We start from the raw sequence: 26,037 nt of genomic DNA on the forward strand, positions 1-26,037 counted from the left end.
CGGTTTTTAGGGGCGCGGGGAACTGCGCAGTCTTTTAGGCCGGTCACGACCGCACCCGCGCCGCGTCACGGCGCACGGCTGACAACCGGCTCCCCCGCCCCACCCGGGGCAACCGGATTGCGCAACCCCTCCGCCGCGTCGGACACCCGCTGGATCAGGTCGAAGAAGAGCGCCTGCTCCTCCCCGGACAGCGGCGCGAGGAACACCTGGTTCATCCGAGCCGTCCGCACCGTCAGCTTGCGATGCACCCGCACCCCGTCGTCCGTGAGACGCAGCAGCGACCGCCGCCCGTCCTGCGGATCACGGACCTTGTCCAGCAGACCGCGCCGCCCGAGCCGGCTGATGACCTCGGCGATGGTGGACCGGTCGAGCCCCACCCGCTCCCCCACCGTGCGCTGATCGAGCCCCGGCTCGGCGACGAGCGCGTTCAGGACCGCGAACTGGGGCGAGGTGATCTCCTCGGAGACCATCGTGTTCCACAGCAGGTAGTGCGCCTGCTGCAGCCGCCGGGCCAGATGCCCGGGGTGGGTGGAGAGATCCACCGCGGCCATGAGCGCTCCTTGTGCCACGAGAGTCGGCATTCGTTGGTGCACTGAACAATAGCGGGCCATCAGTCCGCTGTCTCTTTTCCATGAGCAGACCCTTGGCTTGGTTTTCATGGGAGGTCTTGACGGTTGACGGTCACAATGGCAGCGTGTTCGAAACCTCGAAGAAATACTCAGTGCCCTGACTAATCAGGGTTGCGGGACGCTCGGGAGAGATGGGGCTTCGCAGATGGACAAGGTGGTCTCCACAGCCGCCGGGGCTGTGGCCGACGTACCCGACGGCGCGACACTCGCCGTCGGCGGTTTCGGCCTCAGCGGTGTGCCGAACGTGACGATCCAGGCGCTGTACGAGCGCGGGGTCACCGGCCTGGGCGTGGTGTCCAACAACTGCGGGGCGATGGAGTCCGGCCTGGCGGTCCTGCTGGCGGCGGGCCGCATCGCCCGCGTCACCGGCTCGTACATCGGGGCGAACAAGGAGTTCGCGCGGCAGTACCTGGGCGGGGAGCTGGAGGTCGAGATGATCCCGCAGGGCACCCTGGCCGAGCGGCTGCGGGCCGGCGGCGCCGGGATTCCCGCGTTCTACACACCGGCCGGTGTGGGCACGCAGGTCGCCGACGGCGGACTGCCCTGGCGTTACGACGGCGAGGGCGGCGTCGCGCTGGCCTCCCCGCCGAAGGAGGTACGGGACTTCGACGGCACCCCGCACGTGCTGGAGCGCGGCATCCGCACCGACTTCGCGCTGGTGCGGGCCGCGAAGGGCGACCGGCACGGGAACCTCGTCTTCAACAAGTCCTCCCGCAACTTCAACCCTCTCGCCGCGATGGCCGGGCGCGTGACGATCGCCGAGGTGGAGGAGCTGGTGGAGCCCGGCGAGATCGATCCGGACGCGGTGCATCTGCCGGGCATCTTCGTGCAGCGGGTCGTCGCGCTCACCCCGGCGCAGGCGGCGGACAAGAAGATCGAACAGCGCACGGTCTCCGCGCCCGCGCCACGAGGGACGGTGAACGGCTGATGGCCTGGACGCGTGAACAGATGGCCGCGCGGGCCGCGCGCGAACTGCGGGACGGTCAGTACGTGAATCTCGGCATCGGGCTGCCGACGCTGATCCCCAACCACCTCCCGCCGGGCGTGGAGGTGGTCCTGGAGTCGGAGAACGGCATCCTGGGCACCGGCCCGTACCCGACCGAGGAGCAGGTCGACCCGGATCTGATCAACGCGGGCAAGGAGACCGTCACGGTCCTGCCCGGCGCCTCCTACTTCGACTCGGCGCTGTCGTTCGGGATGATCCGCGGCGGGCACATCGATGTCGCGGTCCTCGGCGCGATGCAGGTCTCGGCGGGCGGCGACCTGGCGAACTGGGCCGTGCCCGGCAAGATGATCACCGGGATCGGCGGGGCCATGGACCTGGTGCACGGCGCCCGTACGGTGATCGTGGTGATGACCCACACCGCCAAGGACGGGTCGCCGAAGGTCCTCGACACGTGCACGCTGCCGCTGACCGGCAAAGCCTGTGTCGACCGTGTGATCACCGACCTGGGTGTCCTGGACGTCACGGACGAGGCCCTGGTACTCGTCGAGACGGCGCCCGGTGTCACGGTCGACGAGGTCGTGGCGAAGACTGCCGCCAAGGTTCGTATCGCCGAAGAGCTCGTCGAGGAGCTCACCGAGGAGAAGCAGCCGTGAAGGACGTCTACATCGTCGACGCCGTCCGTACCCCGTTCGGCAAGTACAACGGAAGCCTCGCCGCCGTCCGCCCGGACGACCTGGCGGCCCATGCCCTGCGTGAACTCCTCGCCCGTACACCGGACCTGGACCCCGCCCGGATCGACGACGTGTACTTCGGCAACGCGAACGGCGCCGGCGAGGAGAACCGCAACGTCGCCCGCATGGCCTCGCTGCTCGCGGGTCTGCCCACCTCCGTGCCGGGCGTGAGCGTCAACCGGCTGTGCGCCTCCGGTCTTGAGGCCGTCATCCAGGCCGCCCGCGCCATCGCGCTCGGCGACGCCTCGATCGCCCTCGCCGGCGGTGTCGAGTCGATGACCCGCGCCCCCTATGTCCTGCCGAAGAGCGACCGGCCCTTCCCCGCCGGGCACACCGAGCTGTACTCCACGACGCTCGGCTGGCGCATGGTCAACCCGAGGATGGACCCGCAGTGGACCATCCCGCTCGGCGAGTCCGCCGAACTCATCGCCGACAAGCACAAGATCAGCCGTGAGCAGCAGGACGAGTTCGCCCTCGCCAGTCACCACAAGGCCGCCGCCGCCCAGGCCGCGGGCCTGTTCGACGGCGAGATCGCGCCGGTCTCCGTTCCGCAGCGCAAGGGCGACCCGCTGTCCTTCGCCGCCGACGAATGCGTACGCGCCGACGCCTCCCTCCCGGCGATGGCCAGGCTCAAGCCTTCGTTCCGGACCGACGGCGGCACGGTCACCGCGGGCAACGCCTCCCCCCTCAACGACGGCGCGGCGGCCCTGCTGCTCGTCGACGAGGAAGGCCTCGCCGCCACCGGCCGCGAACCCCTCGCCCGGGTGTCCGCGTCCGGCGTCTCCGCGCTCGACCCCGACTACTTCGGCCTCGCGCCGGTGGAAGCCGTCAACCGCGCACTCGCCAGGGCGGGCAAGACATTTGACGACCTGTCAACTCTCGAACTCAACGAGGCCTTCGCCGCGCAGGTGCTGGGCTGTGTCGCCGAGTGGCCCGAGTTCGACCCGGCCGTCCTCAACCCGCAGGGCGGGGCCATCGCCCTGGGCCACCCCCTCGGCGCCTCCGGTGCCCGCCTGGCCGGGACCGTCGCCCACCAACTGGCGCGCAAGGGCTCGGGAGTCGGCGTCGCCACCCTCTGCATCGGCGTCGGCCAGGGCCTCGCCCTCGTACTGGAGCGTTAGGAACCCTCATGGCTCTCTCCCAGTCGGACATCGACATAGAGATCAAGGACCAGCAGGACGCGTACGACAAGGCGGTCGCCGGTGGCGCCCCGGTCCTCCACCATCCGCGGCGCGACTACGCCCCGTACCGCAGCTCCCTGTTGCGCCATCCGAAACAGCCGCTGGTCGCCGTGAGCGGGGGCGATCCGGAGACCGTCGAGCTGTCGGGGCCGGTGTTCGGCGTCACCGACATCACCGAGCACGACAGCGATCTGACCATCCATCACCGCGGTGAGCCGATCGGTGAGCGGATGACCGTCTCGGGACGGCTGCTCGACCGTGACGGCCGCCCCGTACGCGGCCAGCTCGTCGAGATATGGCAGGCCAACGCCGCCGGCCGGTACGCCCATCTGCGCGAGCAGCACCCGGCGCCGCTCGACCCCAACTTCACCGGTGTGGGACGGACCCTGACGGACGATCAGGGCCGGTACTCGTTCACCACGATCAAGCCGGGCCCCTACCCGTGGGGCAACCACACCAACGCGTGGCGGCCCGCGCACATCCATTTCTCCGTCTTCGGGACGGCGTTCACCCAGCGGCTCGTGACCCAGATGTACTTCCCGAGCGACCCGCTGTTCCGGTACGACCCGATACTCCGGTCGGTGACGGACACGGCGGCCCGCGAGCGGCTGGTGGCCACCTACGACCACGACCTGTCGAAGCCCGAGTTCTCGATGGGCTACGCCTGGGACATCGTCCTCGACGGTCCGTCCGCCACCTGGATCGAGGAAGGCCGTTGAGCATGGCCGAGCGACCGCTCCCCACCCCGTCCCACACCATCGGCCCGTTCTACGGGCACGCGCTCCCCTTCCCCGACGGCGCCCGGATCGCCCCCCAGGGCCACCCGGACGCGATCAGCCTGCACGGTCACGTGTACGACGGCGCGGGCAACCCGGTCCCCGACGCGCTGCTCGACTTCTGGCAGGCCGCGCCCGACGGCTCCCTGACGGGCGCCCCGGGCTCCATGCGCCGCGATCCGTCGACCGGCGGCTTCCTCGGCCGCAACGGCGTCGACTTCACGGGGTACGGGCGGGTGCCCACGGACGCCGACGGGCACTACGCGCTCCACACGCTGCCGCCGGGCAACGCCGGGCTGCCGTACATCAGCGTGTGCGTGTTCGCGCGCGGGCTGACGCACCACCTCTTCACACGCGCCTACCTCGCCGACGGCCCTGACCCGCTGCTCGACTCGCTGCCGGACGAGCGGCGCGCCACGCTGGTCGCGACCGAGGGGGCGAACGGGATGAAGGGTGCGAAGGGGGCGTACCGTTTCGACATCCGTCTTCAGGGCGAAGGCGAAACGGTCTTCCTGGAGTTTCAGTGACAGCGGTCGAACCTGAAGAACCCGGTGAGCGTGGGCGGCCCGTCGGGCCTGTCGGATCCGCCTGCCTCGACGTGGGGCTTCTCGCGCCCGGGCGGGTCGGGTCCGCCGCCGAGGTCGCGACGGGCGACGCCGCGTTCCTTCGGGCGCTGCTCGACGCGGAGACCGCACTCACACGGGCTCAGGCCTCGCTGGGCCTCGCCCCGGCCGCCGCGGGCGACGCCGTCACCGCCGCCGCCGACGCGGCGCGTTTCGACGTCCACGCGCTCGCGCTGCGCGCGCGGGCCGGCGGCAACCCGGTGATCCCGCTCGTCGCCGACCTGGGCGCGGCGGTCGGCGACGAGCACTCCCCGTACGTCCACCGGGGCGCGACCAGCCAGGACATCATGGACACGGCCGCGATGCTGGTGGCTGTACGGACGCTCGACGTGGTCCTCGCCGACCTCGACCGTACGGAGCGCGCGCTGGCCCGTCTCGCGCGCGACCACCGGGACACGGTCATGCCGGGACGCACGCTCACCCAGCACGCCGTCCCCACCACCTTCGGTCTGAAGGCGGCGGGGTGGCGGTCGCTGGTGCTGGACGCCCGGGACCGCGTGCGGCTCGTACGGGACGGGCTGCCGGTGCAACTCGGCGGTGCGGCGGGCACGTTGGCGGCCTTCGGCGTGTACGGCGCCTCGGACACGGGTGCACTCGTGGAGGCGTACGCCCGTGAACTGGGCCTCTTCGCGCCGGTGTTGCCGTGGCACACCCTCCGGACACCGGTCGCCGACCTCGCGGGCGCCCTCGCCTTCACCGCGGGTGCCCTCGGCAAGACGGCCGTGGATGTCCTGACCCTCTCCCGAACGGAGATCCGGGAGCTGAGCGAGGGCACGGGCGGCGGGTCCTCCGCCATGCCGCACAAGGCGAATCCGGTGCGCGCCACGCTGATCGCGGCGGCGGCCCGGCGGGCGCCGCAGCTCGCGGCGACGCTGTACGGGGCCATGGCGGCCGAGGACGAACGGCCCGCTGGGGCCTGGCACGCCGAGTGGGAGCCGCTGCGCGATCTGCTCCGCCTGGTGGGCGGGGCGGCGCGGGACGCGGCGGAGCTGACCGAGGGGCTTCAGGTCCACGCGGACACGATGCGGGCTCACTTGGACCTCACGCACGGTCTGATCGTCTCCGAGCGGCTGTCGGCCGAGCTCGCGCCGGTGCTGGGGCGGGGCCGTGCCAAGGAAGTGCTCACCCGGGTGGCCCGGCGGGCCGGCGTCGAGGGTCTGCCACTGGTGGAACTCCTCTCGGCGGAGCCCGAGTTGAAGGACCTCGACCTGGTGGCCCTCACCGACCCCACCCAGTACACGGGTTCCGCGGGAGCCCTCACCGATCGTGCTCTGGAGCGACGTTGACCAGTCGGACCGACCAAGCCGCCTCGCCCGAGGCCCCGTTGCTGCACCATCGCGTCGAGGGTGCCGTCTCCGCTCCCCCGCTGTTCCTCGGCCCCTCCCTCGGGACGTCGTTGGCCCTGTGGGACAAGGTCGCGCCCGAACTCTCCGTCGCCCACCGGGTGGTGCGGTGGGACCTGCCGGGGCACGGCGGTTCGTCCGCGTCGCTGATCGGTCCGGGGGCGACCGTCGGCGATCTCGCCGCGCTGGTGCTGGCGCTCGCCGACTCGCTCGGCATCGACCGGTTCTCGTACGCCGGGGTCTCGCTCGGCGGTGCGGTGGGGCTGCATCTCGCGGTGCACCACCCCGAGCGGGTGGAGAGGCTCGCCGTGATCTGTTCCTCGGCGCACTTCAGCGGTTCGAAACCGTGGGAGGAGCGGGCCGCGCTCGTACGGGCCGAGGGGCTGGCCGGGCTGGCCGAGGGCGCCGACGCGCGGTGGTTCACGCCCGGGTTCACCGTCCCCGAGCTGGTCGAGGACCATCGGACGGCCGACCCGGACGGGTACGCGGCGTGCTGTGACGCGCTGGCGGCGTTCGACATCCGTGAGCGGTTGTCGCGGATCGGCGCACCGACGCTGCTCGTCGCCGGGCGCGAGGATCCGGCGACGCCGCCGGCGCATCTGCGGGAGATCGCGGACGCGGTGCGCGGGGCCGGGCTCGTGGAGATCCCCGGTGCGTCGCATCTCGCGCCCGCGGAGCGGCCGGAGGCCGTGCTCACCGCGTTGCGCGCGCACTTCGACGGTGACGCGGGGCGGGGGATGGCGGTGCGGCGGCAGGTCCTCGGTGACGAGCACGTGGACCGGGCGCAGGCGCGGCAGTCCGCGTTCACGGCGCGGTTCCAGGACTTCATCTCGCGGTACGCGTGGGGTGAGGTGTGGACGGACGAGACGCTGTCACGGCGTGAGCGCAGCATGATCACGATGACCGCGCTCGTCGCGCACGGGCACTATGACGAGTTGGCGATGCATGTGCGGGCTGCTCGGCGTAACGGGCTTACGCCGGAGGAGATCGGGGCGGTGTTGCTTCAGACGGCGGTGTACTGCGGCGTACCTGCGGCGAACTCGGCGTTCGCAGTGGCCCAGGGGGTCCTCGCCGAGGAGGGTCTAGCCCCGTAAGGGGCGCGCGCAGACGGGCTGCCGGCCCCAGCCCCGTCAGGGGCGCGGGGAACTGCGCGGCCCGCCCCCACTCGGCCGCAGCCAAAAACCGACGGGACCTGCCCCAACACCCCGCACGCGGCCTGCGGGCCCGTCGTGGCCGGTCGCGCAGTTCCCCGCGCCCCTCACGGGGCCCGCGCCATGCACGCCGGGTGCAGGTGCGTGGGGGCTGAGCGCGCCGTTCCCCGCGCCCCTAACCGGGCCCGGTGCAGGTGCGTGGGGAGCACGCCTCGCCGATGCCTGCGGGGCCCAGCCCCATCAGGGGCGCGGGGAACTGCGCGGCCCGCCCCCACACAGCCGCAGCCGAAAACCCGACGGGTCCAGCCCCAACACCCCGCACGCGGCCTGCGGGCCGTCGTGGCCGGTCGCGCAGTTCCCCGCGCCCCCTACGGGGCCCGGTGCAGGTGCGTGGGGAGCACGCCTCGGCGATGCCTGCGGGGCCCAGCCCCGTCAGGGGCGCGGGGAACTGCGCGGCCCGCCCCCACTCGGCCGCAGCCGAATCCCCGACGGGTCCTGCCCCAACACCCCGCACGCGGCCTGCGGGCCGTCGTGGCCGGTCGCGCAGTTCCCCGCGCCCCTTACGGGGCCCGCGCCATGCACGCCGGGTGCAGGTGCGTGGGGGCTGAGCGCGCCGTTCCCCGCGCCCCTAACCGGGCCCCGTGCAGGCGGGCTGCCAGCCCCAGCCCCGTCAGGGGCGCGGGGAACTGCGCGACCCGCCCCCACTCGGCCGCAGCCAAAAACCGGACGGGTCCTGCCCCCAACACGCCGCACGCCGCCTGCGGGCACATCGTGGCCGGTCGCGCAGTTCCCCGCGCCCTCTACGGGGCCCCCGGGCCCAGTGCTTCGCGGGCTCGGGTTACCAAGCCGTCCGCTCCGCAGGATTGTGCCAGGGTCAGGCCTCGGTTGATTTCTGTGCGGGAGCGGGACGCGATGCCGTATTCGACGCGGGCCGCGGCGTGCTCGTACGCGCAGGGGGACGCTTCGAGGTACGTGACCGCCTGGGCGTACAGCGCGACCGACCGCTGGCCGGTCTCCAGCGCGGCGGCGCACCGCAGCGCCTCCCCGATGGCCGTGTCGGTCCCGAAGCGCTCCGCCTGGACACGGGCGTCCGCGGCCACCTCGGCCGCCCGGCGCGGGTCCTCGACGGCGAGGGCCCGGGCGAGGTCGCCCGCCCAGGGAGCCATGACCGTGTTGTGGCCGCCGCGGGCCTCGGCCATCTTCTCCGCGGTCTCCAGCTCGTTCACGCCCTCCTCGACACGACCGGTGGCGATGAGCAGCCGGCCCCGTATCGAGTGGGTGTCCGGCAGGACGATCGTGGACGGGTGCGGCGGCTCGAACGAGTACCGTTCGGCGATCTCCTCGGCCTCGACGACATGCCCGCGGGCGAGCAGCGTGTCGATGAGCATGCACGCCGCGGACCAGTGCATGGGCAGTCCACGGCCCACCCGGTCCGCGAGCCGCAGCGCCTCGCGCAGTGACTCGTCCGCTTCCTTGAGCCGTCCCCGCCTGCGGAGCACATATCCGCCGAAGGCGTGCGAGAGGGCCAGATGGCCACCGCTCCAGCCGGCGGACTCGTACGACCGCCGGGCCTCCGTGAAGAGGCTCTCGGCGCGGTCGAGCCGGTCCGCGTACGTGTAGGAGATGCCGAGCATCATCAGGAGCTCGAAGCTCCACTCGGTGTCGGTCCAGCCGAGGCCGGGTGCGAGGCGGCTGTTGACGAGCGAGCGGTCGCAGAGTTCGGCGACCTCCTCCGCGTTCTCCCCGCGGGTCATGGCGTCGAAGGCCCGCAGGATGAGCAGCGCGCGCTCGGAGTTGTCGCGGCCGGTGAGCGGTTTGACCAGCTGGGCGAGTCGGCGGGAGCGGCCGGGCGCGTCCTCCTCGCCGGCGTGGATGCCCTCCCACATGTAGTGCACGGCCTGCAGCCGCATCCGCGCGGGACCCGGTTCGAGCCGCTCGGCCTCCGCGTCGACGACCGCGACGGCCTCCTCCAGCTGGTCGTTGTGGACGAGCGCCGAGGACAGCCGGCAGACCGCGTCGACCCGCAGGTCCGCCTCCAGGCCGTGCACGGTGAGCGCCTGGCGCAGATGGCCGATGGTGGTCGCGGGCGAGGTCAGGAGCGTGGCGCAGCCCAGTTCGTAGAGCACGCGCGCGTGGACCTCGGGGAGCGGCGGTTCCAGCAGGGCGCGCTCCAGGCACCGGCGGGCCGCGTCCGGGGCGCCGACGGCGAGGTGTTCACCGGCGGCCTCGCGCATCTGCTCGACGAGTTCGGGGTCGTCGTCCGGATGCACCTCCAGGAGGTGGCGGGAGGCCGCGGCGGCGCCGAGGCCCGACGCGGTGACGACCGCGGCGGCCACGCCGTGCATCGCGGTGCGCAGCGCGTCCGGGATCGAGCGGTAGACGGCGGTGGCGATCAGCGGATGGACGAACTCCAGCTCCCCGTCCGCCAGTTGGCCGGGGGTCCGGTCGGCCTCGGTGAGGATGCGGGCCACGCTCAGCCGCACGGCACAGCGCTCGGCGTCCTCCCGCTGCATTCCGGCCAGTTCGGCCGCGAGGTCCACGGAGATCTGCGTACCGAGGATGGCGGCGGCCCAGGCGAACTTCGTGGCGTCGACGCCGAGCCCTTCCAGCCGGTCGACCAGTCCTCGGCCGCGCGCCGCGCGGTTCAGCACGCGCAGTTCGGCGGCCGAGTCCTCCACGGGTTCCAGTTCGCTGTCCTGGACCTTGGCGAGCAGTTCCACGCTCTCGTAGGGGTTCCCGCCGGTGACCGCCCAGACCTCGCGGCAGAACGGGGCGTCGGCGTGCGCGCCGAGGGTGGCGCGGGTGAGTCCGGCCGTGGCCTCCGGGGTCAGCGCGCGCAGGCTGGGCAGCGGGCGGGACAGCGCGCCGAGCGTGTCGAGGTGGCGGGCGCTCTCGCCGGTGGCGTCCCCGGGGCGGCGGGCCACCACGACGAGGACGGGCAGATCGTCGAGGCGCTCGGCGAAGGCCGCCAGCCAGTGCAGGGTCTCCTGGTCGGCCCAGTGGGCGTCGTCGATGAGCAGCACCAGGGGCCACTCGCGCCGGGCGAGCCTGCGCACGGCGGCGACCAGTCCGTCGCACACGCCCTGCGGGTCCGCCTGGCGTGCGCCCGGTTCGGCTATGCCCAGTGCGGGTCCGGCTATGTCGTACCAGTCGCCGAAGTACTCGCGCGCCTCGTCGGGCATCAGTGCCACGAGCGCGGGCTGGAGCAACTGCCGGACGACGTTGAACGGAACGGACGTGATGGTCTCGCCGCCGCGGGCCGACCAGACCGTGCAGCGGCCCTCCGCGAGGACGCGGACCTGGTTGAGCAATGCCGTCTTGCCGATGCCCGCGTCACCGGTGAACACCAGCAGGCTGCCTGCGGCGGAGCCGGCGCACAGGGCGTCGACGGCCTCCGTGACCGCGGCGAGTTCCGCGTCGCGCTCCCAGAGCGGTGCCGAGGCGGCCGCACCCGGCCGTACCTCCGTCATCCCGCTACCTCCCCAGGTCGGCCCAACGACGTGCAGACTTCGAGCCTAGTCCTCCGGAAGGCGCGATGGAGCGTGGTCGGAACACCTGTTGCCGTCAGGGGTGACTGCCGGGTAAGGGAGTCGACGGACCTGCGCGCCGACCGGCGTGGGTGAAAGTCATTGACTGTCAGCAACCGCAAACTGAAACCAACTTTCGGCATCGTCGGCACACCCCAGTACGGGAGGAACGGTATGGATGCCCCGGCGCACGGCTCTGGCCCGCCCACCGACCGGCCGGAGCGTTCCCGAAGAGCGCTGGTCGCGGGGTCGGTCGGCAACTTCATCGAGTGGTACGAGTTCGGTGTCTACGGCTATTTCGCGACGGTCGTCGCGGCCCGGTTCTTCACCCCGGAGGGCGGCTCGGAGGCCGAGGCCCTGGTGAGGACGTACGCGTCGTTCGCGCTCGCGTTCTTCTTCCGGCCCGTCGGCGCCGCGCTCTTCGGCCGGCTCGGCGACCGTGTCGGCCGCCGCCCCGTGCTGATCCTGGTCATCGTCCTCATGACGGCCGCCACGACCCTGATCGGCGTACTGCCCACGTACGCCACGGCGGGCGCCCTCGCCCCCTGGCTGCTCACCCTCCTGCGGGTGGTCCAAGGGCTGTCCGCGGGTGGGGAGTTCGGCGGAGCGGTGTCGGTGATGACGGAGTTCGCACCGCCGGGCAGACGGGGGCTGTACGGGGCGTGGCAGTCCTTCACGGTGGCGCTGGGGCTGCTGGGCGGGGCGGGGGCCGCGGCGCTCCTCGCGACCGTGCTCACCGGGGCACAGCTGAACTCCTGGGGCTGGCGGCTGCCGTTCCTGCTGACGCTGCCGATGGGGCTCGGGGCGCTGTGGCTGCGCCTGCGCCTCGACGAGACACCGTCTTTCCAAGCCCTCCGGACACAGACACAAGCACAGGAACAGGCACAGGAGCAGGCACAGGCACACCAGGCCCGCCAAGCCCTTCCAGCACCCCCGGCGCGCGAGGTGGCGAAGGCGATCGCGCTGGGCGCCGGGCGTGTCATGGGCTGGGCCGCCGCCGGATACACCTTCCTCGTCGTACTCCCCTCCTATCTGCAGAGCTCCCTGAACGCCACCTTCCAGCAGGCCCTGGTGGCCACGGTCCTCGCCAACCTGGGCTTCGCGGCCACGATCATCCCGGCGGGCCTGCTGAGCGACCGGATCGGCAGGCGGCCGGTGATGCTCACGGGCGCGCTGCTGGTCACCGTGCTGGCGGTCCCGCTGCTCAACCTCCTTCAGGACGGCGGTACTTCGACCGGCCTCAAGGGCGCCGCCGTGTTCGTCGCGGGGGCGATCGTGGGCCTGATGGCGGGCCCGGGACCGGCGATGCTCTCGGAGATGTTCCCGACGAGCGTGCGGTACACGGGCCTGGGACTCGCCTACGCCCTGTCCAATGCCGTGTTCTCCGGGTGTGCGGGGCTCATCATCACCAAGACGATCGAGCGGACGGGCAGCGTGGACATCCCGGCGTACTACGCGGCGGCCACCTGCGCGGTGAGCGCACTGGCACTCCTGACACTCCGTGAGACGCGGACGGACGCCGGGGCCGAGCACGTACAGGAACAGAAGAGGCAGGCGGAGAAGGAGAGTTGAGCAGATGCGGGTGATCGGTCTGATGTCCGGCACGTCGTACGACGCCATCGACGCGGCGGCGGCCGATCTGCACCTCGACGGATCGGACCTGGTGCTGAGACCGCTGGGGACGGTGACCGAGGCGTACGACCCCGGTCTGCGCGAGGCCCTCGCGGCGGCGCTGCCCCCGGCGGCCACCACCCTCGCCGAGGTGTGCCGGCTGGACACCCTCATCGGGCAGGCCTTCGCCGCCGCGGCGGTCCGCGCCCAGCACGAACTGTGCGACGGGCGGGCCGAGTTGATCGCCTCGCACGGCCAGACCGTCTTCCACTGGACCGACGAGGGGCAGGTGCGGGGCACCCTTCAGATCGGGCAGCCCGCCTGGATCGCGGAGGCGACCGGGCTGCCCGTGGTCGCCGACTTCCGGCCCCGCGACATCGCCGCGGGCGGCCAGGGCGCGCCCCTGGTCAGCCTGGTCGACCTGATGTGGCTGCGCGGCAGGCCGGGCACGCCGGTCGCGCTGAACCTCGGCGGCATCGCCAACGTCACCGCGCCCGACGGCACCGCGTTCGACGCGGGCCCCGCGGGCGCGCTGATCGACGCGGCGGTACGCCGTGCCACCGGCCGCGCCTTCGACGCCGACGGGGAGCTGGCGGCCCGCGGCATCGTGCACGAGCCGCTGCTGCGGCGCCTGCTCGACGAGCCGTACTACGCGCGGCCCGCGCCGAAGACGACCGGCAAGGAGCTGTTCCACGAGGGCTATCTGCTCGCGGCGCTCGCGGACTGCGCCCCGTCGGCCGACGAGGACGTGACCCTGACCGACGAGGACGTGATCGCGACCCTCACCCGGCTCACCGCCCGGACGGTGGCGGACGCCGTCCGCGGCCTGGGCGCCACCGGGCCCTCGGTCGCCTCCAGGTCCCCGCACGCCCCCGGGCCCCCGCACGCCCCCGACGGCCGACACGTCACGGACGGCCCACACGTCACCGAAGTGATCGCCTCGGGCGGCGGGACCCGCAATCCCGTCCTCATGGCGATGCTCGGCGAGGAACTGGCGGGAGTGCCGCTGCGCCTCTCCGACGGTCTCGGTCTGCCCGCGGCGGCCAAGGAGGCGTACGCCTTCGCCGTGCTCGGGTTCCTGACGGCGCACGGGCTGCCGGGCACCGATCCGCGGAGCACCGGCGCCCGGCACGCCGGCGTGCTCGGCTCGCTCACTCCGGGGCGCAGCGGTTTCCCGCGGATCCGCGCAGGCGCGGAACGGCCGGTGCGCCTGGTGCTGAAGTGACCTGAAACGGGGTCCTCTCATACGGCTTTCACCCACACCTCATACGGTGGGCACATGACGCAGGCGACTCCCCCCGGCTGGTATCCCGACCCCGGGCAGACAAGTGACGGTCCCGCCACGCAACGCTGGTGGGACGGCAGTACATGGACGGACCAGACCCGCCCCGCGGAGTCGGCCGCCGCATGGGGACCTCCGGCGTACCCGCCGGGCACCCCGTACGGAGCCCCGTACGGGGGCGCGAAGCCGGGCGGGCCCCGGCGCGGAGTGCGTACGGCGATAGCCGTGGCCGCCGCCATCGCGGTCCTCGCGGGCATAGGCGGCGGTGTGTACGCGCTGACGGCCGACGACAGCTCCGACAGCACCGAGCAGAGCAACGCCCAGCCGACGCCGTCGCTGCCGGGCGGTCCGCAGGGCCAGGACGGCGGTGGCCAGGGCGGTCCCGGCGGCCAGGACGGCGGCGAGAGCGGGGTCCCGCAACCGCAGCAGTCCGAGGACGGCTTCGCCGCCGACCCGGTCAACGGCATCAGCCTCCCCGTGCCCGACGACTGGAGCGGCTCGACCATCCAGGTGGGCGCCCAGGTGACGTCCAAGGACTCCTACAAGTGCCCGGGCGACGCCTCGGCGACCTGCACGCGCGGCGGCGCCTACTCCGCGCCCGCGCTCGCCCTGGAGCTCAAGGCCACCACCGTGGAGGCCGCGGCCAAGGAGGACATCTCCAAGAACGCCGAGGAGTCCTACGGCGGCAAGAGCTACGGCGAGATCACCTCGCACGAGGAGCTCTCCTCGAAGGCCGTCACCGTGGCGGGCCAGAAGGGCTACGCGGTCCGCTGGAAGGTCATCACGAGCAAGGGCGCCGACGGCTACGTCGAGTCGCTGGTCTTCCCGGCGCCCGCCAACGCCAAGCAGCTCGTCGTCGTGCGCTTCGGCATCGACGTCGGCGCGGACGCGCCCAAGCAGTCCGTGATCGACGACATCACCAAGGGCATCAAGGAGTCCGCGGGCGGCGGCGGCAACGGCCAGGACGTCTAGGACGTCTAGGACACAACCCCGGTCACACGTGCCGGCACACCGGTCGGCCGGGTGGAGCGCCTCTCCGCTCAAGAGGAACCCCACCCGGCCGGGGGGTGCGCGCCGCCCCCGTCCCCACGGTGCGGCGCGATCAGGTCACCGTCCAGTCATCCCTTGGACGGCGGCCTGAGTTCTAAGGGGGGTCGGCGAGCCCCAGGGCGGGCAGCAGCGCCACTTCCACGAAGCGCAGCAGATACTCCGCGTCCGCGGGCCGCCCTTCGAGGATGAGTCTGACCCTGAGCACACCGAGCAGCTGCGCGGGAACGAACTCCAGCACCGGATGGTCGGCGGTGACCTCTCCCCGCTCGACCGCGCGCCGGATCATCGCCCGCAGCGCCTCCAGTTCGGGTTCCACGAGGGCGTCGCGCAGCGCGCGCTTCAGTTCCGGGTCCTGCATCACGGACTGGCCGAGCGCCTGCAGCAGCCTGGTGTCCTCGTCGGACCGCTCGCCCGCCGTGCGGGCGACGGCGCGCAGATCGCCGGCGAGCGAGCCGGTGTCGATCCCGATGAACTTGGGGCAGTGGTTGGCGCGCAGCGCGGCTGCCACGAACTGCGGCTTGGTCTTCCACTGACGGTAGAGCGTGGACTTGCTGCACCGGGTGCTGGCGGCCACCCCCTCCATGGTCAGCGCGTCGTAGCCGCACTCGCGGACCTGGTCGAGCACGGCGTCGAAGAACTCCTGCTCACGCTCCGGCGTGATCTTGGAGCGGCGCGAGGCGGCGACCGTCTCCGGTCCCTCCGCTGCCTGCGACGTCATGGCTCTTCTCCTCACTCGTCCCCGGGTCCGGCCCGGCACCTATCGATACGCCAGTGTACCGGAACGGCTTCGTATCGGTACACTGGCGTATCGATGAGCCTTGGACAGGACCCACCCCTGTGTCGAGTGGATCCCCTCCTGGGCTCACCACGCATCAGCATCGTTGAGACCGTCAAGCAAAGGGGCCGGGGGATGGAACTCCCAACCGAGCCTGCACAGAAGGGATCCGCGGCGATACCGCGGCCACCCCTCGTCCGTGAGGTCCTGCTCGTCGCGGGACTCTTCCTCGTCTACAAACTCGGCCGGCAGCTGGCCACCGGACACACCGCCGAGGCCTTCGACAACGCCCGTCGCGTCTGGGACCTGGAGCGGTTCCTGCACCTGCCCGGCGAAGGCTCCGTACAGTCCGCCGTGCTGCACGGCGACACCCTCGTGCACCTCGTCAACACCTATTACGCGACAGTGCACTTCCCCGCCACGGCGGCCTTCCTGGTGTGGCTGTACCTGCGCCGCCCGGGGCACTACGTGTGGGCCCGCCGGGTGCTCGCCGCGGTCACCGCCGCCGCCCTGGTGGTGCATCTCACATTCCCGCTCGCACCCCCGCGGATGCTCGCCGCGACGGGCCTCGTGGACACCGGCCAGGTGTACGGGCCCACGGTGTACGGCGCCTCCCCCGAGACCGACTCCCTCTCGAACCAGTTCGCGGCGATGCCGTCGCTGCACTTCGGCTGGGCCCTGATGGTCGCGATCGGCCTGATCGCCGCGACCCGCTCCCGGTGGCGGTGGCTGTGGCTGCTGCACCCGCTGCTGACCCTGCTGGTGATCGTCGGGACGGCGAACCACTACTGGCTGGACGCGATCGTGGCCGCCGCCCTCCTCGGTATCGTCCTCGCCGTCGTCCGCCCGCCCCGCAGGGCCGTGGCCGCCGCCGGGTCCGGCGGGAAGAGCGAGGCCGCCGAGGACACAGGGGACGCCGGCCGCCCCGTACCGCATGCGTCCGGTGGGCAGGACGCCGCCGGCCGCGTACCGGAAGTGCCCGACCTCGTGGGAGCGCGGCGATGAGCGCGACCCTTCTCGCCGTCGTCCTGTCGCTGTTCTCCGCCGTCGCCTACGCGGGCGCCGCGGTGGCACAGGAGAGGCTGGCCGCCCGGAGCACGGACTCCGGAGTACTGCGTCTGCTGGGCCGCGGTGCCTGGTGGTGGTCGGTGGGTCTCAACGCCGGGGCCGCGCTGCTGCACGTGGCCGCCCTGAAGTACGGCACCCTCACCCTCGTCCAGCCGCTCGGCGCGCTCACGCTCGTCGCGGCGGTCCCGCTGGGCGCGCGGCTCGCGGGCCGGCGGGTCACCCCGGTCGAGTGGCGCGGTACGGCGCTGACGCTGATCGGGCTCTCGGCGGTGCTCGTGACGGCGTCCGGGCCCGCGCCCGACGACGTGCTGAGCCTTCCGCAGGCGCTGGCCGTGACGGGGGCCACCGCGACCCTCATCGGTGTCCTGGCCCGGCCCGGCGCCCGGCCCGGACTCCGGCACGCGTCCGCGTCCGGCTTCGCCTCGGGGGTCGCCTCGGCGCTCACCCAGACCGTCACGGTCGCCGCCACCGACCGCACGGGTCCGCTGTTCAGCGGGCAGGTGATCGTGGTGGCCCTGCTGGTCGCGGCCTTCGCCGCGGGCGGCCTGCTGCTGTCGCAGACCGCCTACAAGGGCGGGCTGGGCGCGCCGCTCGCCGTGGTGACGCTCGCCAATCCGATCGCCGCCGTGGTCATCGGTCTGACGCTGCTCGGCGAGCAGTTGCAGGGCGGGGTGGCGGGGCTGCTTCTCGCCGGGGCCGGGGGCGCGGTCGCGGCCTGGGGTGTGGTGACGCTGTCGCGTTCCACTCGGGACGCGGTGCCCGCCCCGGCACCGGCGCCGGTGTCTCCGGTGGTGGAGCAGGAGCAGCATCCGGTGGCCGCGGTCCTCGCGCTGGAGCCCGACTCGGCGGCGTACGAACCCTCGATGCTGCCGCGACAGCCGAAGCCGGGGCATCTCACCTCGCTGTGACGCCCCCCGCGCGGGCAGCGGACACAGGAAGGGCGACCACGGATGTCCGTGGTCGCCCTTCGTCCGTTAACCGGGCCGGACCGGCGGTCACCCGAACCCGCGCGAGTCCTGCTTGAGCGCCGTGTCGACCGTCAGCGCCGTCGCGATCACGAGGCTCAGCAGCGGCTCGGGCAGCTGGAAGTGGATCTGCAGGACGTAGTTGTCCGCGGTGGTGAACATCGTCTTCGCGAGGCCTTCCCAGGTCTTGGTGATCCGGGCGACCTCGGTGTCGGAGTGGTCGACGATCGCGAAGTTCCACGCGCGCCAGTTCTCGGCCTTGATCGCGCCGATCTGCTGCCCGTCGACCTTGATCGCGAAGTTGATCTTCCCGAACATGTTCTGCTGGGCGATCTCGCCGACCGGCGTACCGTCCGCACGGGCCACGAGCACCCGGGACTTCAGGAACTTGCGCGGCCGGGTCAGCAGCAGCTGCGGCCGGCCGTACGCGTCACGGATCTCCAGCTTGTGCGTCATGAACTGGTCGAGGCTGGAGACGAAGCGCAGCACCTTCTTCAGCGCGCTCTGGCCGACCTGGACGACCGAGCCGAGCTGGTTGCCCTGCTGGTCCATGACCTTGTACTCGTTGGTCAGCTCGATCAGCTTGGCCTTCTGGTTCACCACCAGGACCGGCTCGGTGAACAGGGTTCCGCTGCCGGCCGCGTTCGGCGCGACACCGGCCTGCTGCTGCACCTGCTTCTGTACGCGCGGGTCGGCGCCCGCCGGCGGCTGCTGCGCCTGGCCCTGCCCCTGGCCCTGATCGGTGTGCTCGGTCCACTGGGTTCCGTCCCAGTACCGCAGGGTCTGGGGCGCACCCTGCGGATCCGGATACCAGCCTGCAACTGTGTTCGAATGCGTGGTCACCGGGGCACACTATCCCGACCCCGCAGGTACATGACCAGTCCGGTCCCCTGTGACCATTGCGGTCCAGGGGGACCAGAGCGGTCGATGTGCCCCTACACCGACGCGATCGCCGGGTCGCTGACGCCCGCCCGGCCGTTCTCGACATGCCCGGCGAAGCGGCGCAGGAACGAGGCGTCCGCGTCGGAGACGACGGTGAGGTCGTACCAGCGCCTGCTCTCCCGCAGATCCACGGTGTGCTTCACGGTCGCGCCGGGCCGCACCTTGAAGGACCGGGGCCTGCCGCCGTAGCCGTCGGTGAGCTTCAGGTTCACCGTGCGGGCGCCCTTGTTGGTGAGGGTCAGCTCGATGTCGTCCCCGTCGTGGCGGGCGGTGACCTCGGGTCCGGCGGTCGTGCCGGGCCCCTTGAAGACGCGCACGAAGCCGTTGGGCCCGTGCACGGTCAGGTCGTACGAGCCGCCCGAGTACGCGGAGTTCCAGGTGTCGAAGACGCTCTTGCCGGCCTCGGTGGTGTACGTCCAGGGGCCGTCGGTACGGCTCCCGGAGGTCACGTGGAAGGAGGCGCCGGCCTTCTTGCCCGAGGCGAAGGTCAGCGTGAACTTCCCGGCCTTCGCGTCCGCCGAGCCATCGATCCAGGGCGCGTACCGCAGGGGGCGGGCGGGCCGCAGACCGCGCTCCTGCCGGGGCAGCTTCGGATCGGCCGGCGGGGTCGGCTTGTAGTCCGGGTGCCGGTCCTTGTCCTGCGGCTCGTACGCGTCGGTGTCCGGGAGCCGGGCCGGCTCGCTGTCCTTGCGGGAGAAGTCGAACGCGGCGGTCAGGTCGCCGCAGACGGCCCGGCGCCAGGGCGAGATGTTGGGCTCCTCGACCCCGAAGCGGCGCTCCAGGAACCGGACGATCGAGGTGTGGTCGAGGGTCTCGGAGCAGACGTAACCGCCCTTGCTCCAGGGCGAGACGACGAGCATCGGCACGCGCGGGCCGAGACCGTAGGGGCCCGCGACGTACTTCGAGCTGCCCGGGAAGAGGTCCGGGCCGACGTCGACCGTCGACTTTCCGCGGTCGGCGGAGGCCGGCGGCAGCGGCGGCACGAGGTGGTCGAAGAAGCCGTCGTTCTCGTCGTACGTGATGAACAGGGCCGTCTTCGCCCAGACCTTCGGGTCGGCGGTGAGCGCCTCCAGGACCTGCGAGATGTACCAGGCGCCGTAGTTGGAGGGCCAGTTGGAGTGCTCGGAGAACGCCTCGGGGGCGGCGATCCAGGAGACCTGCGGCAGCCTGCCGCCCACGACGTCGGCGCGCAGCTGGTCGAAGTAGCCCTCGCCCTTGCGGGCGTCGGTGCCGGTGCGGGCCTTGTCGTACAGCGGGTCGCCGGCCTTGGCGCCCCGGTACTTGTTGAAGTAGAGGAGCGAGTTGTCGCCGTAGTTGCCGCGGTAGGCGTCCGGGATCCAGCCCCAGGAACCGGCCGCGTCCAGGCCGTCGCCGATGTCCTGGTAGACCTTCCAGGAGATCCCGGCCTCCTCCAGGCGCTCGGGGTAGGTCGTCCAGTCGTAGCCCAGCTCGTCGTTGCCGAGGACCGGGCCGCCGCCCTTGCCGTCGTTGCCGGTGAAGCCCGTCCACATGTAGTAGCGGTTCGGGTCGGTGGAGCCGATGAACGAGCAGTGGTACGCGTCGCAGACCGTGAAGGTGTCGGCGAGCGCGTAGTGGAACGGGATGTCCTCACGCGTCAGGTACGCCATGGTCGTGGCACCCTTCGCGGGGACCCACTTGTCGTACTTGCCGCCGTTGTAGGCGGCGTGCCCGTCGGGCCAGCTGTGCGGCAGGCCCTCCAGGAACTGCATACCGAGGTCGTCGGCCTCCGGGTGGAAGGGCAGGAGGTCCTTGGTGCCGTCCGACTGGTGCCAGACGGACTTGCCGTTGTCGAGCGCGACCGGATGCGGGTCGCCGAAACCGCGGACACCCCTGAGCGCACCGAAGTAGTGATCGAAGGAACGGTTCTCCTGCATGAGGACGACGACGTGCTCGACATCCTCGATGGTGCCGCGGTGGTAGCCCGCGGGGATCGAGGCGGCCTTGGCGATGCTCTCCGACAGCGCGGTGAACGCCGCGGTGCCGCCCGCGAGTTGCAGGAAACGGCGCCGATTCACTTCGGTCATGACTGGGTGACCTCTCGTCCTGACGTGTACGGGTGCGACTGACGGACGGACCTGCGCATGCCGGAACCTGCGCTCTCGGAGTGTTCCAAGAGCAACAAACGTCAGGGAAGGGGCGCGTGGCGTCTGTGTGAAAGACGGCGGTACGGGAGGTGCGGGTGCCCTATCGCGGGCACGGAGCCCAAAGTGGTGGGGGCCGGTCGGCCCGTGCTCAGATGTTGATGGTGACCGGCCCGCTCCTTGAGGGAACCTCGTCGTGTTCCTCCAGCAGCTCGCGCAGCCTGTCGGCCTCGGCGTGGCCGAGGACGTCGAGTATCGCGAGCGCCTCGTTCCACGCCCGGCGGGCCTCCTGAGGGGACGTGACGGCGAGTGCTTCACCCCGGTGGACGAGGGTGTCGGCGACCAGCGAGGCGTCGTTGAGGGCGCGGTAGTGGGTGAGCGCGTGGTCGAAGGCCTCCAGCGCCTCGTCCTGCTGTCCGAGGCGGTGATGGGCGACGCCCATGGTGTCCCAGGCCGCCGCCTCGATGTTCCTGTTCCCGGACCGGTGCGCGATACGGACCGCGCGGCGGCAGTCCCCCAGCGCCTCCTCGTACTCGTGCAGGAGCAGGCGGGTCCAGGCCACCTCGTTGGTGACGCTCGCGATGCCGACGTAGGCCCGCGTGCTCGTGTACAGGGAACAGGCGATCTTGTACTGCGCCAGGGCCTCGCGGTGGTCCTGCCGGACGTTCGCCAGGAACGCCAGATACCGGTGGGTCAGTGCCGTGAAGGGGACGTCTCCCATGTCGGTGAACAGTTCCAACGCCCGTTCCAGGTGCGCGGCTCCCCGCGCGTGGTCGTTCGTCCGGACGTGGGCGAAGCCGAGCACACGGTGCATGTGGGCCTCGCCCAGGGTCTCCCCGAGCCGCTGCGCGCCGGCGAGTGCCGTGGTGTGCAGCTCGATCTGCTCCTCACGCCGTCCTCGCCGGTCGAGGACGAGTTCCAGGGTCGCCGCCATGCGCCAGGCGTGCGCGCCCGTGCCGTGACCGCTGTCCCGGGTGATCACCGCCTCCAGCGCCGGCATCTCCCGCACGAGCCACTTCGCCGCGCGGTCCGTGTCGGTGAACGACAGGACCTGCGTGCCGGGGGCGGCGTCGGGCAGCGGGAGGGGTTCGCGGTGCGTGTACAGCTGGGTGGCCGCGCCGCGCGCGCTGTGCAGGTAGTGGTCGAAGAGCCGGCGGCGGGCGTCCTCACGGGCTTCGGACGGGTCCTCGGCCAGGGAGAGCTCCTGGCTGAAGGTCCGCAGCAGTTCGTGCGAGCCGTAGAGACCGGGCGCGGGCTCGGTCCACAGGCTGGCCCGGGTGAGTTCGGACAGCACGGGCCGTGTCTGTGCCGTCGTCAGCCCCGCGAGGCTCGCCACGGCCTGCACGGAGACGCCGTGGGGCGGACACATCCACAGCAGCCGGAACAGCCCGGCCGCTTCCGGGGTCAGCGTGCGGTACGACCAGGAGAAGACCGACCGGGTGTCGGTGGCCGGGTCCCCGACGGCGAAGACGCCGAGGTCGTCGCGGCTCTCCGCCAGTTCCGCGGCGATGTCCGCGAGCGGCGCGGACGGGTGGTCCTCCGCACGGGCGCACACGATCGCCAGGGCGAGGGGCAGCCGGCCGCACTGCTCGGCGATGCCGAGCGCCGCCTGCCGGTCGGCGGCGACGCGCGCCGCGCCCAGCCGCTTCGCCATGAACTCGATGGATTCGGTGACCGTCAGGATGTCCAGGCGCAGGGAACGCGCTCCGTTGGAGGCGACGAGTCCGTGCAGCTGCTCCCGGCTGGTGATCACCGTGACGCACGTCGGTGTCCCCGGCAGGAGAGGACGTACCTGTTCGGCGCTGCGGGCGTTGTCCAGGACCACCAGCACGCGCCGTCCGGCCAGCATGCTGCGGTACAGGGCGGACTGGCCGTCGAGGCTCGGCGGGATGTCCTCGGCCGGTACGCCGAGTGCTTCCAGGAAGTAGCAGATCGCGGTCGACGGGGTGAGCGCGACTCCCGCCGGGTCGTAGCCGCGCAGGTTGACGTAGAGCTGTCCGTCGGGAAAGTGGTGGGTGTTGCGGTGGGCCCAGTGCAGGGCGAGCGTGGTCTTTCCCACGCCCGGCGCGCCGCCGATCGCGCTGATGACGACGGCGGCCGGGGTGCCGCCGTCGGTCGGCAGCAGGTCGCGCATCCAGTCGAGTTCGGCCCTCCTGCCGGTGAACGCGTGCAGGTCCGCGGGGAGTTGGGCGGGGCGCACCCCGGGGGTCGTCCCCGGGCCTGCGCCCGGACCCGCCTGCGGACCCGCGCCCGGACCAGCCACCGGACCAGCCCCCCGACTCGCCTCCGGGGAGAACGCGGCGCGGGTGTCCGCGGCCCGTGTGTCGCCGGAACGGGACGTCCTCGCCGGCGCGACGGTGCCGCGCAGCACGCGGATCTGGGCCTCGCGCAGTTCGGGACCGGGATCGACACCCAGCTCGCTCGTGAGCCGGGACCGGACGACCTGGTAGTGGTCCAGGGCCTGGGCCGCCATCCCCTCGGCGGCGAGGACGAGGATGAGCCGCGCCTGGAGACACTCGTTCAGCGGGTCGCTCTCGGCCGCCTGTCTGACCAGCGGGAGCATCCTGGACGTGTCGCCCGCGGCCAGCGCCGCGTCGGCGGCGTCCCTGGCCGCGTGCAGATACTCGGCGTCGACTCCGGCGAAGACCGTGTGGGAATGCGCCGTGCGGGGAAGCCCTTCCGCGGTCCGTCCCAGCCACAGGGAGAGCGCCCGGACGTACAGACCGGTGGCTTCCGCGGGCCGCCCCGCGGCCGAGGCGGCCCGCGCCGCGTCCCGCAGTCTGCGGAACCTCAGCAGGTCCAGTGCCTCGTCCTCGGTGTTCAGCCGGTAGCCGCCGGCCTCGCTCACCAGGACACGGGCCTCGGTCCTGCGGGTCAGCTCCGGTTCGAGCAGTCTCCTCAGTGCACCGATGTGCCGGTGGACGACGTTGACCGCGTGCTCCGGCGGATCCTCGTCCCATAAGGCGTCGACTATCCGGTGCAGGCGGACCGGCCGGTCCGCCTGCACCAGAAGCAGCGCCAGCAACGACCGCTGCTTGGGCGGTCCCAGGCTGAGTTCCGTCGCGTGCCGCCAGGCCCTGAGAGGCCCGAGCACCGAGAAGCGCAGTGCTGCGTCCGCCGTGGACTCGTTCTCGGGGCTCACTTCTGGTTCTCCCTGCATCTGGTCGTCCGGTGGGTACGTCGGCCCGGCCGAGGGCGCGAAGTGCGCCGCTCATGCGCAGGTACGGAGCAAGATCCTGAAGTCCTCATCCGGTTGCCGCCCCGTGGCACGGCGGCGACGGACCGGAGACACTCCGTACGTGATCCCGACATCCGTACGTGATCCCGGCATCGGGCGGCCTCCCCGACACCGTGGGCCGCCGGCGGGCGACCGCGCCCCACACTCTGCGGGACCCGGCCGGGTGGACACCGGACCCGGCCATTTGCGGCCAGTCGAGAAGAAAACGCGCTCGGCGGTCAAGTCCGGCTCTCCGTGGGCCCACACGCCGAAGGGCCCCACTCGGACGAGTGGGGCCCTTCGGTATGCATGAGTGTGTATCAGTATGTGCACGTATCAACGTGTGTTCGGGGACGGCGGGGTCAGTGCCCCGCGGACGCGCACCGGTTGCGCAGAGCGCGCAGTGCCAGGTGACGACGTGACCTCACCGTGCCCGACGGCACGTCCAGGATGCGTGCGGTCTCCTCCACGCTGCATCCGTAGATGTAGAGGTAGACGAGCACCTTCCGATGGTCCGCCGAGACGCCCCGCAGCAGGGAAACGGCCTCCATGGACGCGTGTGCCGGTTCGGTGTGGTCCTCCTGCGCCGGGTCCCCGCTCTCGGTGGTCACCGTCTCGTACCGGGCGTAGGCACTTCGTGACCGGTCGATGATCAGGTTCCGCGCGACCTTGAACAGCCAGCCGCGTACGGACCCTTCCCGGCTGAGGAGTCTGTCGGCGTGACTCCACGCCTTGACGAACGTCTCCTGGACGATGTCCTCGGCGAGATGGTGGTCCGAGAGCAGTCTGTTCGCGTAGGCGAGGAGTGCGTCCCTGTGCTGCTCCACCAGGCCGTCCACGGGGTCGGGAGCCGGGGAGGTCGTCGATGGAGCGATGCCCGCGAGTAGCGTCATGGTGGCTTGTTCCTGGTTCTGTGTCGCACCGGTGCTGCGTCCGGACAGGCGGGGGACTGTCCGGACGCGGAAGCACACGGGGAGGGATCTGGTTTCGGGACCGACCGTAGGCAGGGGCCAGTGCCGAAAGAGTGACGAGCGGGCCACCACGGTCGTCACTTTCCACCGGCGTCCCGCGCCCTCACCCCTTCGCCGCGGGCACGGTCCTTCCGCGGTCGCTCCGGGGGATGTCCGCCTTGATCGCGAACCACACCCCTCCCACGCCCTGCCCGTTGGTGTCCCCGGGCTTCTTGTCGCCCTTGAAGGTGTACGCGGGCCAGCAGTTGAAGGACTCCTGCCGGCCGCCGCCCGGAGTGGTGAACGGGAACAGGACCTCGGGGTCGAGCCCCGCGGCCTTCGCGTCCGCCGCCGTGACGGGCTCGCTGGGTGTCCACTTCTCCAGGCACTTCGCGTCACAGGCCGTCTTCATCGGCCAGGGCGTGTCCTTCGTGAACAGGTACAGCGTCCGGCCGTTCCCGTCCTGCAGCACCCGGCCGAGCCCCGGGCTGTTCAGGACGCCCAGGGCGGGCCGCTCGGTGCCCGCTCTCGTGCCGTCCGGAGCCGCGGCGTACCAGGTGTCCTTGATGCCCTGCCCGGCCGTGTCACCCTTTTTGCCGGGAGCGTAGGTGTAGAGCGGCTTGCCGGCGATGGTCAGCTGCTCGACCCCGTCGGCACGGGTGATCGAGCCCAGCAGTTCCTGCGCCACCCCCTGGGCGGCCGCCGGTTCCCGCGCGGGCACGGGCAGCCAGGTCTTCGCGCACGCGTCCGTGCAACTCGACCTGCCGGGACGGCTTTCGTCCGCCCTGGAGACGTACACGGTGCTGCCCTTCGAGTCGACCACGACGGAGCCGAGTTCCGCGTCCCGGCGGACCGAGACGCCCTCGGAGCTCAGGGGCACCGCCGACTCCTCGACCACCTCCAGTTCGAACTTCCCCGCCTTCTGCGCCCCGGCCCGCGCATCCTCCTCGCCGGGCCGGTCGGCGCCGCAGGCGGACAGGGCCAGGGCGAGCGCCACGGCCCCCGCGGCGAAAGCGGTCCTCCGGTGGGTCGGGTGTCGGTGCTGGTTCCCGTGATCGTGCTGGTTCCCGTGCCGGTGCATGGCGTCGTGCGTGTGGCTGTACGTGTTCATGCCCTTCCTCTCTTCTTCCTCTCTTCGTCCGCGTGCGGCACACCCTCCGGAGGTGCC

The 26,037-nt window shown here is 72.0% G+C and carries 20 protein-coding genes; 12 read left to right on the forward strand and 8 right to left on the reverse strand.

The window, feature by feature from the left end:
* Positions 1-65: 65 nt before the first annotated feature.
* Positions 66-551 (reverse strand): MarR family winged helix-turn-helix transcriptional regulator, encoded by a 486-nt coding sequence (locus J8N05_RS28720; protein WP_210887832.1) that lies wholly within the window; start codon positions 549-551, stop codon positions 66-68.
* Between the two features lie 223 nt (positions 552-774).
* Here J8N05_RS28720 and J8N05_RS28725 point away from each other — a divergent pair, with 223 nt between their 5' ends.
* From J8N05_RS28725 to pcaDC, 7 genes are all read left to right on the forward strand, one after another.
* Positions 775-1,557, forward strand: coding sequence for a CoA transferase subunit A (locus J8N05_RS28725; RefSeq protein ID WP_210887835.1), 783 nt, complete (start codon positions 775-777; stop codon positions 1,555-1,557).
* Positions 1,557-2,228, forward strand: coding sequence for a CoA transferase subunit B (locus J8N05_RS28730; RefSeq protein WP_210887837.1), 672 nt, complete (start codon positions 1,557-1,559; stop codon positions 2,226-2,228). Before J8N05_RS28725 ends, J8N05_RS28730 begins: the two co-directional genes overlap by 1 nt.
* On the forward strand, positions 2,225-3,427 hold the full coding sequence (locus tag J8N05_RS28735) for a thiolase family protein (RefSeq protein ID WP_210887840.1): 1,203 nt from the start codon (positions 2,225-2,227) through the stop codon (positions 3,425-3,427). Before J8N05_RS28730 ends, J8N05_RS28735 begins: the two co-directional genes overlap by 4 nt.
* Before the next feature lie 8 nt (positions 3,428-3,435).
* Positions 3,436-4,206, forward strand: coding sequence for a protocatechuate 3,4-dioxygenase subunit beta (gene pcaH / locus J8N05_RS28740; RefSeq protein WP_210887843.1), 771 nt, complete (start codon positions 3,436-3,438; stop codon positions 4,204-4,206).
* Between the two features lie 2 nt (positions 4,207-4,208).
* Positions 4,209-4,790 (forward strand): protocatechuate 3,4-dioxygenase subunit alpha, encoded by a 582-nt coding sequence (pcaG, locus tag J8N05_RS28745; RefSeq protein WP_210887846.1) that lies wholly within the window; start codon positions 4,209-4,211, stop codon positions 4,788-4,790.
* A gap of 71 nt (positions 4,791-4,861) precedes the next feature.
* Positions 4,862-6,172 (forward strand): 3-carboxy-cis,cis-muconate cycloisomerase, encoded by a 1,311-nt coding sequence (pcaB, locus tag J8N05_RS28750; RefSeq protein WP_247706780.1) that lies wholly within the window; start codon positions 4,862-4,864, stop codon positions 6,170-6,172.
* On the forward strand, positions 6,169-7,323 hold the full coding sequence (pcaDC, locus tag J8N05_RS28755) for a bifunctional 3-oxoadipate enol-lactonase/4-carboxymuconolactone decarboxylase PcaDC (RefSeq protein WP_247706539.1): 1,155 nt from the start codon (positions 6,169-6,171) through the stop codon (positions 7,321-7,323). Before pcaB ends, pcaDC begins: the two co-directional genes overlap by 4 nt.
* Before the next feature lie 857 nt (positions 7,324-8,180).
* Here the strand turns inward: pcaDC and J8N05_RS28760 are convergent.
* A complete protein-coding gene (locus J8N05_RS28760; protein WP_210887851.1) occupies positions 8,181-10,850 on the reverse strand; it encodes an ATP-binding protein in 2,670 nt (889 codons plus the stop codon).
* 231 nt (positions 10,851-11,081) lie between these two features.
* Here J8N05_RS28760 and J8N05_RS28765 point away from each other — a divergent pair, with 231 nt between their 5' ends.
* From J8N05_RS28765 to J8N05_RS28775, 3 genes are read left to right on the forward strand one after another with little or no spacing between them, the layout of a single operon-like run.
* Complete coding sequence (locus J8N05_RS28765) at positions 11,082-12,479, forward strand: MFS transporter (RefSeq protein WP_210887853.1); 1,398 nt, start codon at positions 11,082-11,084, stop codon at positions 12,477-12,479.
* 4 nt (positions 12,480-12,483) lie between these two features.
* Positions 12,484-13,743 (forward strand): anhydro-N-acetylmuramic acid kinase, encoded by a 1,260-nt coding sequence (locus J8N05_RS28770; protein ID WP_210887856.1) that lies wholly within the window; start codon positions 12,484-12,486, stop codon positions 13,741-13,743.
* A gap of 54 nt (positions 13,744-13,797) precedes the next feature.
* A complete protein-coding gene (locus J8N05_RS28775; RefSeq protein ID WP_210887859.1) occupies positions 13,798-14,772 on the forward strand; it encodes a DUF2510 domain-containing protein in 975 nt (324 codons plus the stop codon).
* Between the two features lie 172 nt (positions 14,773-14,944).
* On the opposite strand, the gene J8N05_RS28780 is transcribed toward J8N05_RS28775, so the two are convergent.
* Complete coding sequence (locus J8N05_RS28780; RefSeq protein ID WP_210887862.1) at positions 14,945-15,568, reverse strand: TetR/AcrR family transcriptional regulator; 624 nt, start codon at positions 15,566-15,568, stop codon at positions 14,945-14,947.
* 192 nt (positions 15,569-15,760) lie between these two features.
* On the opposite strand from J8N05_RS28780, the gene J8N05_RS28785 reads away from it, so the two are divergent.
* Both J8N05_RS28785 and J8N05_RS28790 read left to right on the forward strand, forming a co-directional pair.
* Positions 15,761-16,630: a phosphatase PAP2 family protein gene (locus J8N05_RS28785; protein WP_210887865.1), complete on the forward strand. Its 870-nt coding sequence runs from the start codon at positions 15,761-15,763 to the stop codon at positions 16,628-16,630.
* Positions 16,627-17,601 (forward strand): DMT family transporter, encoded by a 975-nt coding sequence (locus tag J8N05_RS28790; RefSeq protein WP_210887869.1) that lies wholly within the window; start codon positions 16,627-16,629, stop codon positions 17,599-17,601. The genes J8N05_RS28785 and J8N05_RS28790 overlap by 4 nt, the downstream gene beginning before the upstream one ends.
* Before the next feature lie 87 nt (positions 17,602-17,688).
* Here the strand turns inward: J8N05_RS28790 and J8N05_RS28795 are convergent, their stop codons facing one another.
* The 5 genes from J8N05_RS28795 to J8N05_RS28815 form a co-directional block, all read right to left on the reverse strand.
* On the reverse strand, positions 17,689-18,501 hold the full coding sequence (locus J8N05_RS28795) for a phospholipid scramblase-related protein (protein ID WP_210887872.1): 813 nt from the start codon (positions 18,499-18,501) through the stop codon (positions 17,689-17,691).
* A 92-nt stretch (positions 18,502-18,593) separates the two neighbouring features.
* Positions 18,594-20,645, reverse strand: a complete 2,052-nt coding sequence (locus J8N05_RS28800; RefSeq protein WP_210887875.1) for a phosphocholine-specific phospholipase C — start codon at positions 20,643-20,645, stop codon at positions 18,594-18,596.
* A 208-nt stretch (positions 20,646-20,853) separates the two neighbouring features.
* Positions 20,854-23,844 (reverse strand): AfsR/SARP family transcriptional regulator, encoded by a 2,991-nt coding sequence (locus J8N05_RS28805; RefSeq protein WP_247706540.1) that lies wholly within the window; start codon positions 23,842-23,844, stop codon positions 20,854-20,856.
* A 437-nt stretch (positions 23,845-24,281) separates the two neighbouring features.
* Positions 24,282-24,812, reverse strand: a complete 531-nt coding sequence (locus J8N05_RS28810) for a sigma-70 family RNA polymerase sigma factor (RefSeq protein WP_210887883.1) — start codon at positions 24,810-24,812, stop codon at positions 24,282-24,284.
* 181 nt (positions 24,813-24,993) lie between these two features.
* Complete coding sequence (locus tag J8N05_RS28815; RefSeq protein WP_247706541.1) at positions 24,994-25,980, reverse strand: SCO0930 family lipoprotein; 987 nt, start codon at positions 25,978-25,980, stop codon at positions 24,994-24,996.
* Positions 25,981-26,037: the final 57 nt, after the last annotated feature.

This window comes from Streptomyces liliiviolaceus, assembly GCF_018070025.1.
Lineage (GTDB): Bacteria > Actinomycetota > Actinomycetes > Streptomycetales > Streptomycetaceae > Streptomyces > Streptomyces liliiviolaceus.

Bases quoted from the DNA above. Each gene is read 5' to 3' on its own strand.
- J8N05_RS28760 (WP_210887851.1), bottom strand. From the start codon at position 10,850: ATGACGGAGGTACGGCCGGGTGCGGCCGCCTCGGCACCGCTCTGGGAG.
- J8N05_RS28730 (WP_210887837.1), top strand. From the start codon at position 1,557: ATGGCCTGGACGCGTGAACAGATGGCCGCGCGGGCCGCGCGCGAACTG.
- J8N05_RS28780 (WP_210887862.1), bottom strand. From the start codon at position 15,568: ATGACGTCGCAGGCAGCGGAGGGACCGGAGACGGTCGCCGCCTCGCGC.
- J8N05_RS28810 (WP_210887883.1), bottom strand. From the start codon at position 24,812: ATGACGCTACTCGCGGGCATCGCTCCATCGACGACCTCCCCGGCTCCC.
- J8N05_RS28720 (WP_210887832.1), bottom strand. From the start codon at position 551: ATGGCCGCGGTGGATCTCTCCACCCACCCCGGGCATCTGGCCCGGCGG.
- J8N05_RS28800 (WP_210887875.1), bottom strand. From the start codon at position 20,645: ATGACCGAAGTGAATCGGCGCCGTTTCCTGCAACTCGCGGGCGGCACC.
- pcaG (WP_210887846.1), top strand. From the start codon at position 4,209: ATGGCCGAGCGACCGCTCCCCACCCCGTCCCACACCATCGGCCCGTTC.
- J8N05_RS28790 (WP_210887869.1), top strand. From the start codon at position 16,627: ATGAGCGCGACCCTTCTCGCCGTCGTCCTGTCGCTGTTCTCCGCCGTC.
- pcaH (WP_210887843.1), top strand. From the start codon at position 3,436: ATGGCTCTCTCCCAGTCGGACATCGACATAGAGATCAAGGACCAGCAG.
- J8N05_RS28765 (WP_210887853.1), top strand. From the start codon at position 11,082: ATGGATGCCCCGGCGCACGGCTCTGGCCCGCCCACCGACCGGCCGGAG.
- J8N05_RS28725 (WP_210887835.1), top strand. From the start codon at position 775: ATGGACAAGGTGGTCTCCACAGCCGCCGGGGCTGTGGCCGACGTACCC.
- J8N05_RS28770 (WP_210887856.1), top strand. From the start codon at position 12,484: ATGCGGGTGATCGGTCTGATGTCCGGCACGTCGTACGACGCCATCGAC.
- J8N05_RS28775 (WP_210887859.1), top strand. From the start codon at position 13,798: ATGACGCAGGCGACTCCCCCCGGCTGGTATCCCGACCCCGGGCAGACA.
- J8N05_RS28785 (WP_210887865.1), top strand. From the start codon at position 15,761: ATGGAACTCCCAACCGAGCCTGCACAGAAGGGATCCGCGGCGATACCG.
- J8N05_RS28815 (WP_247706541.1), bottom strand. From the start codon at position 25,980: ATGAACACGTACAGCCACACGCACGACGCCATGCACCGGCACGGGAAC.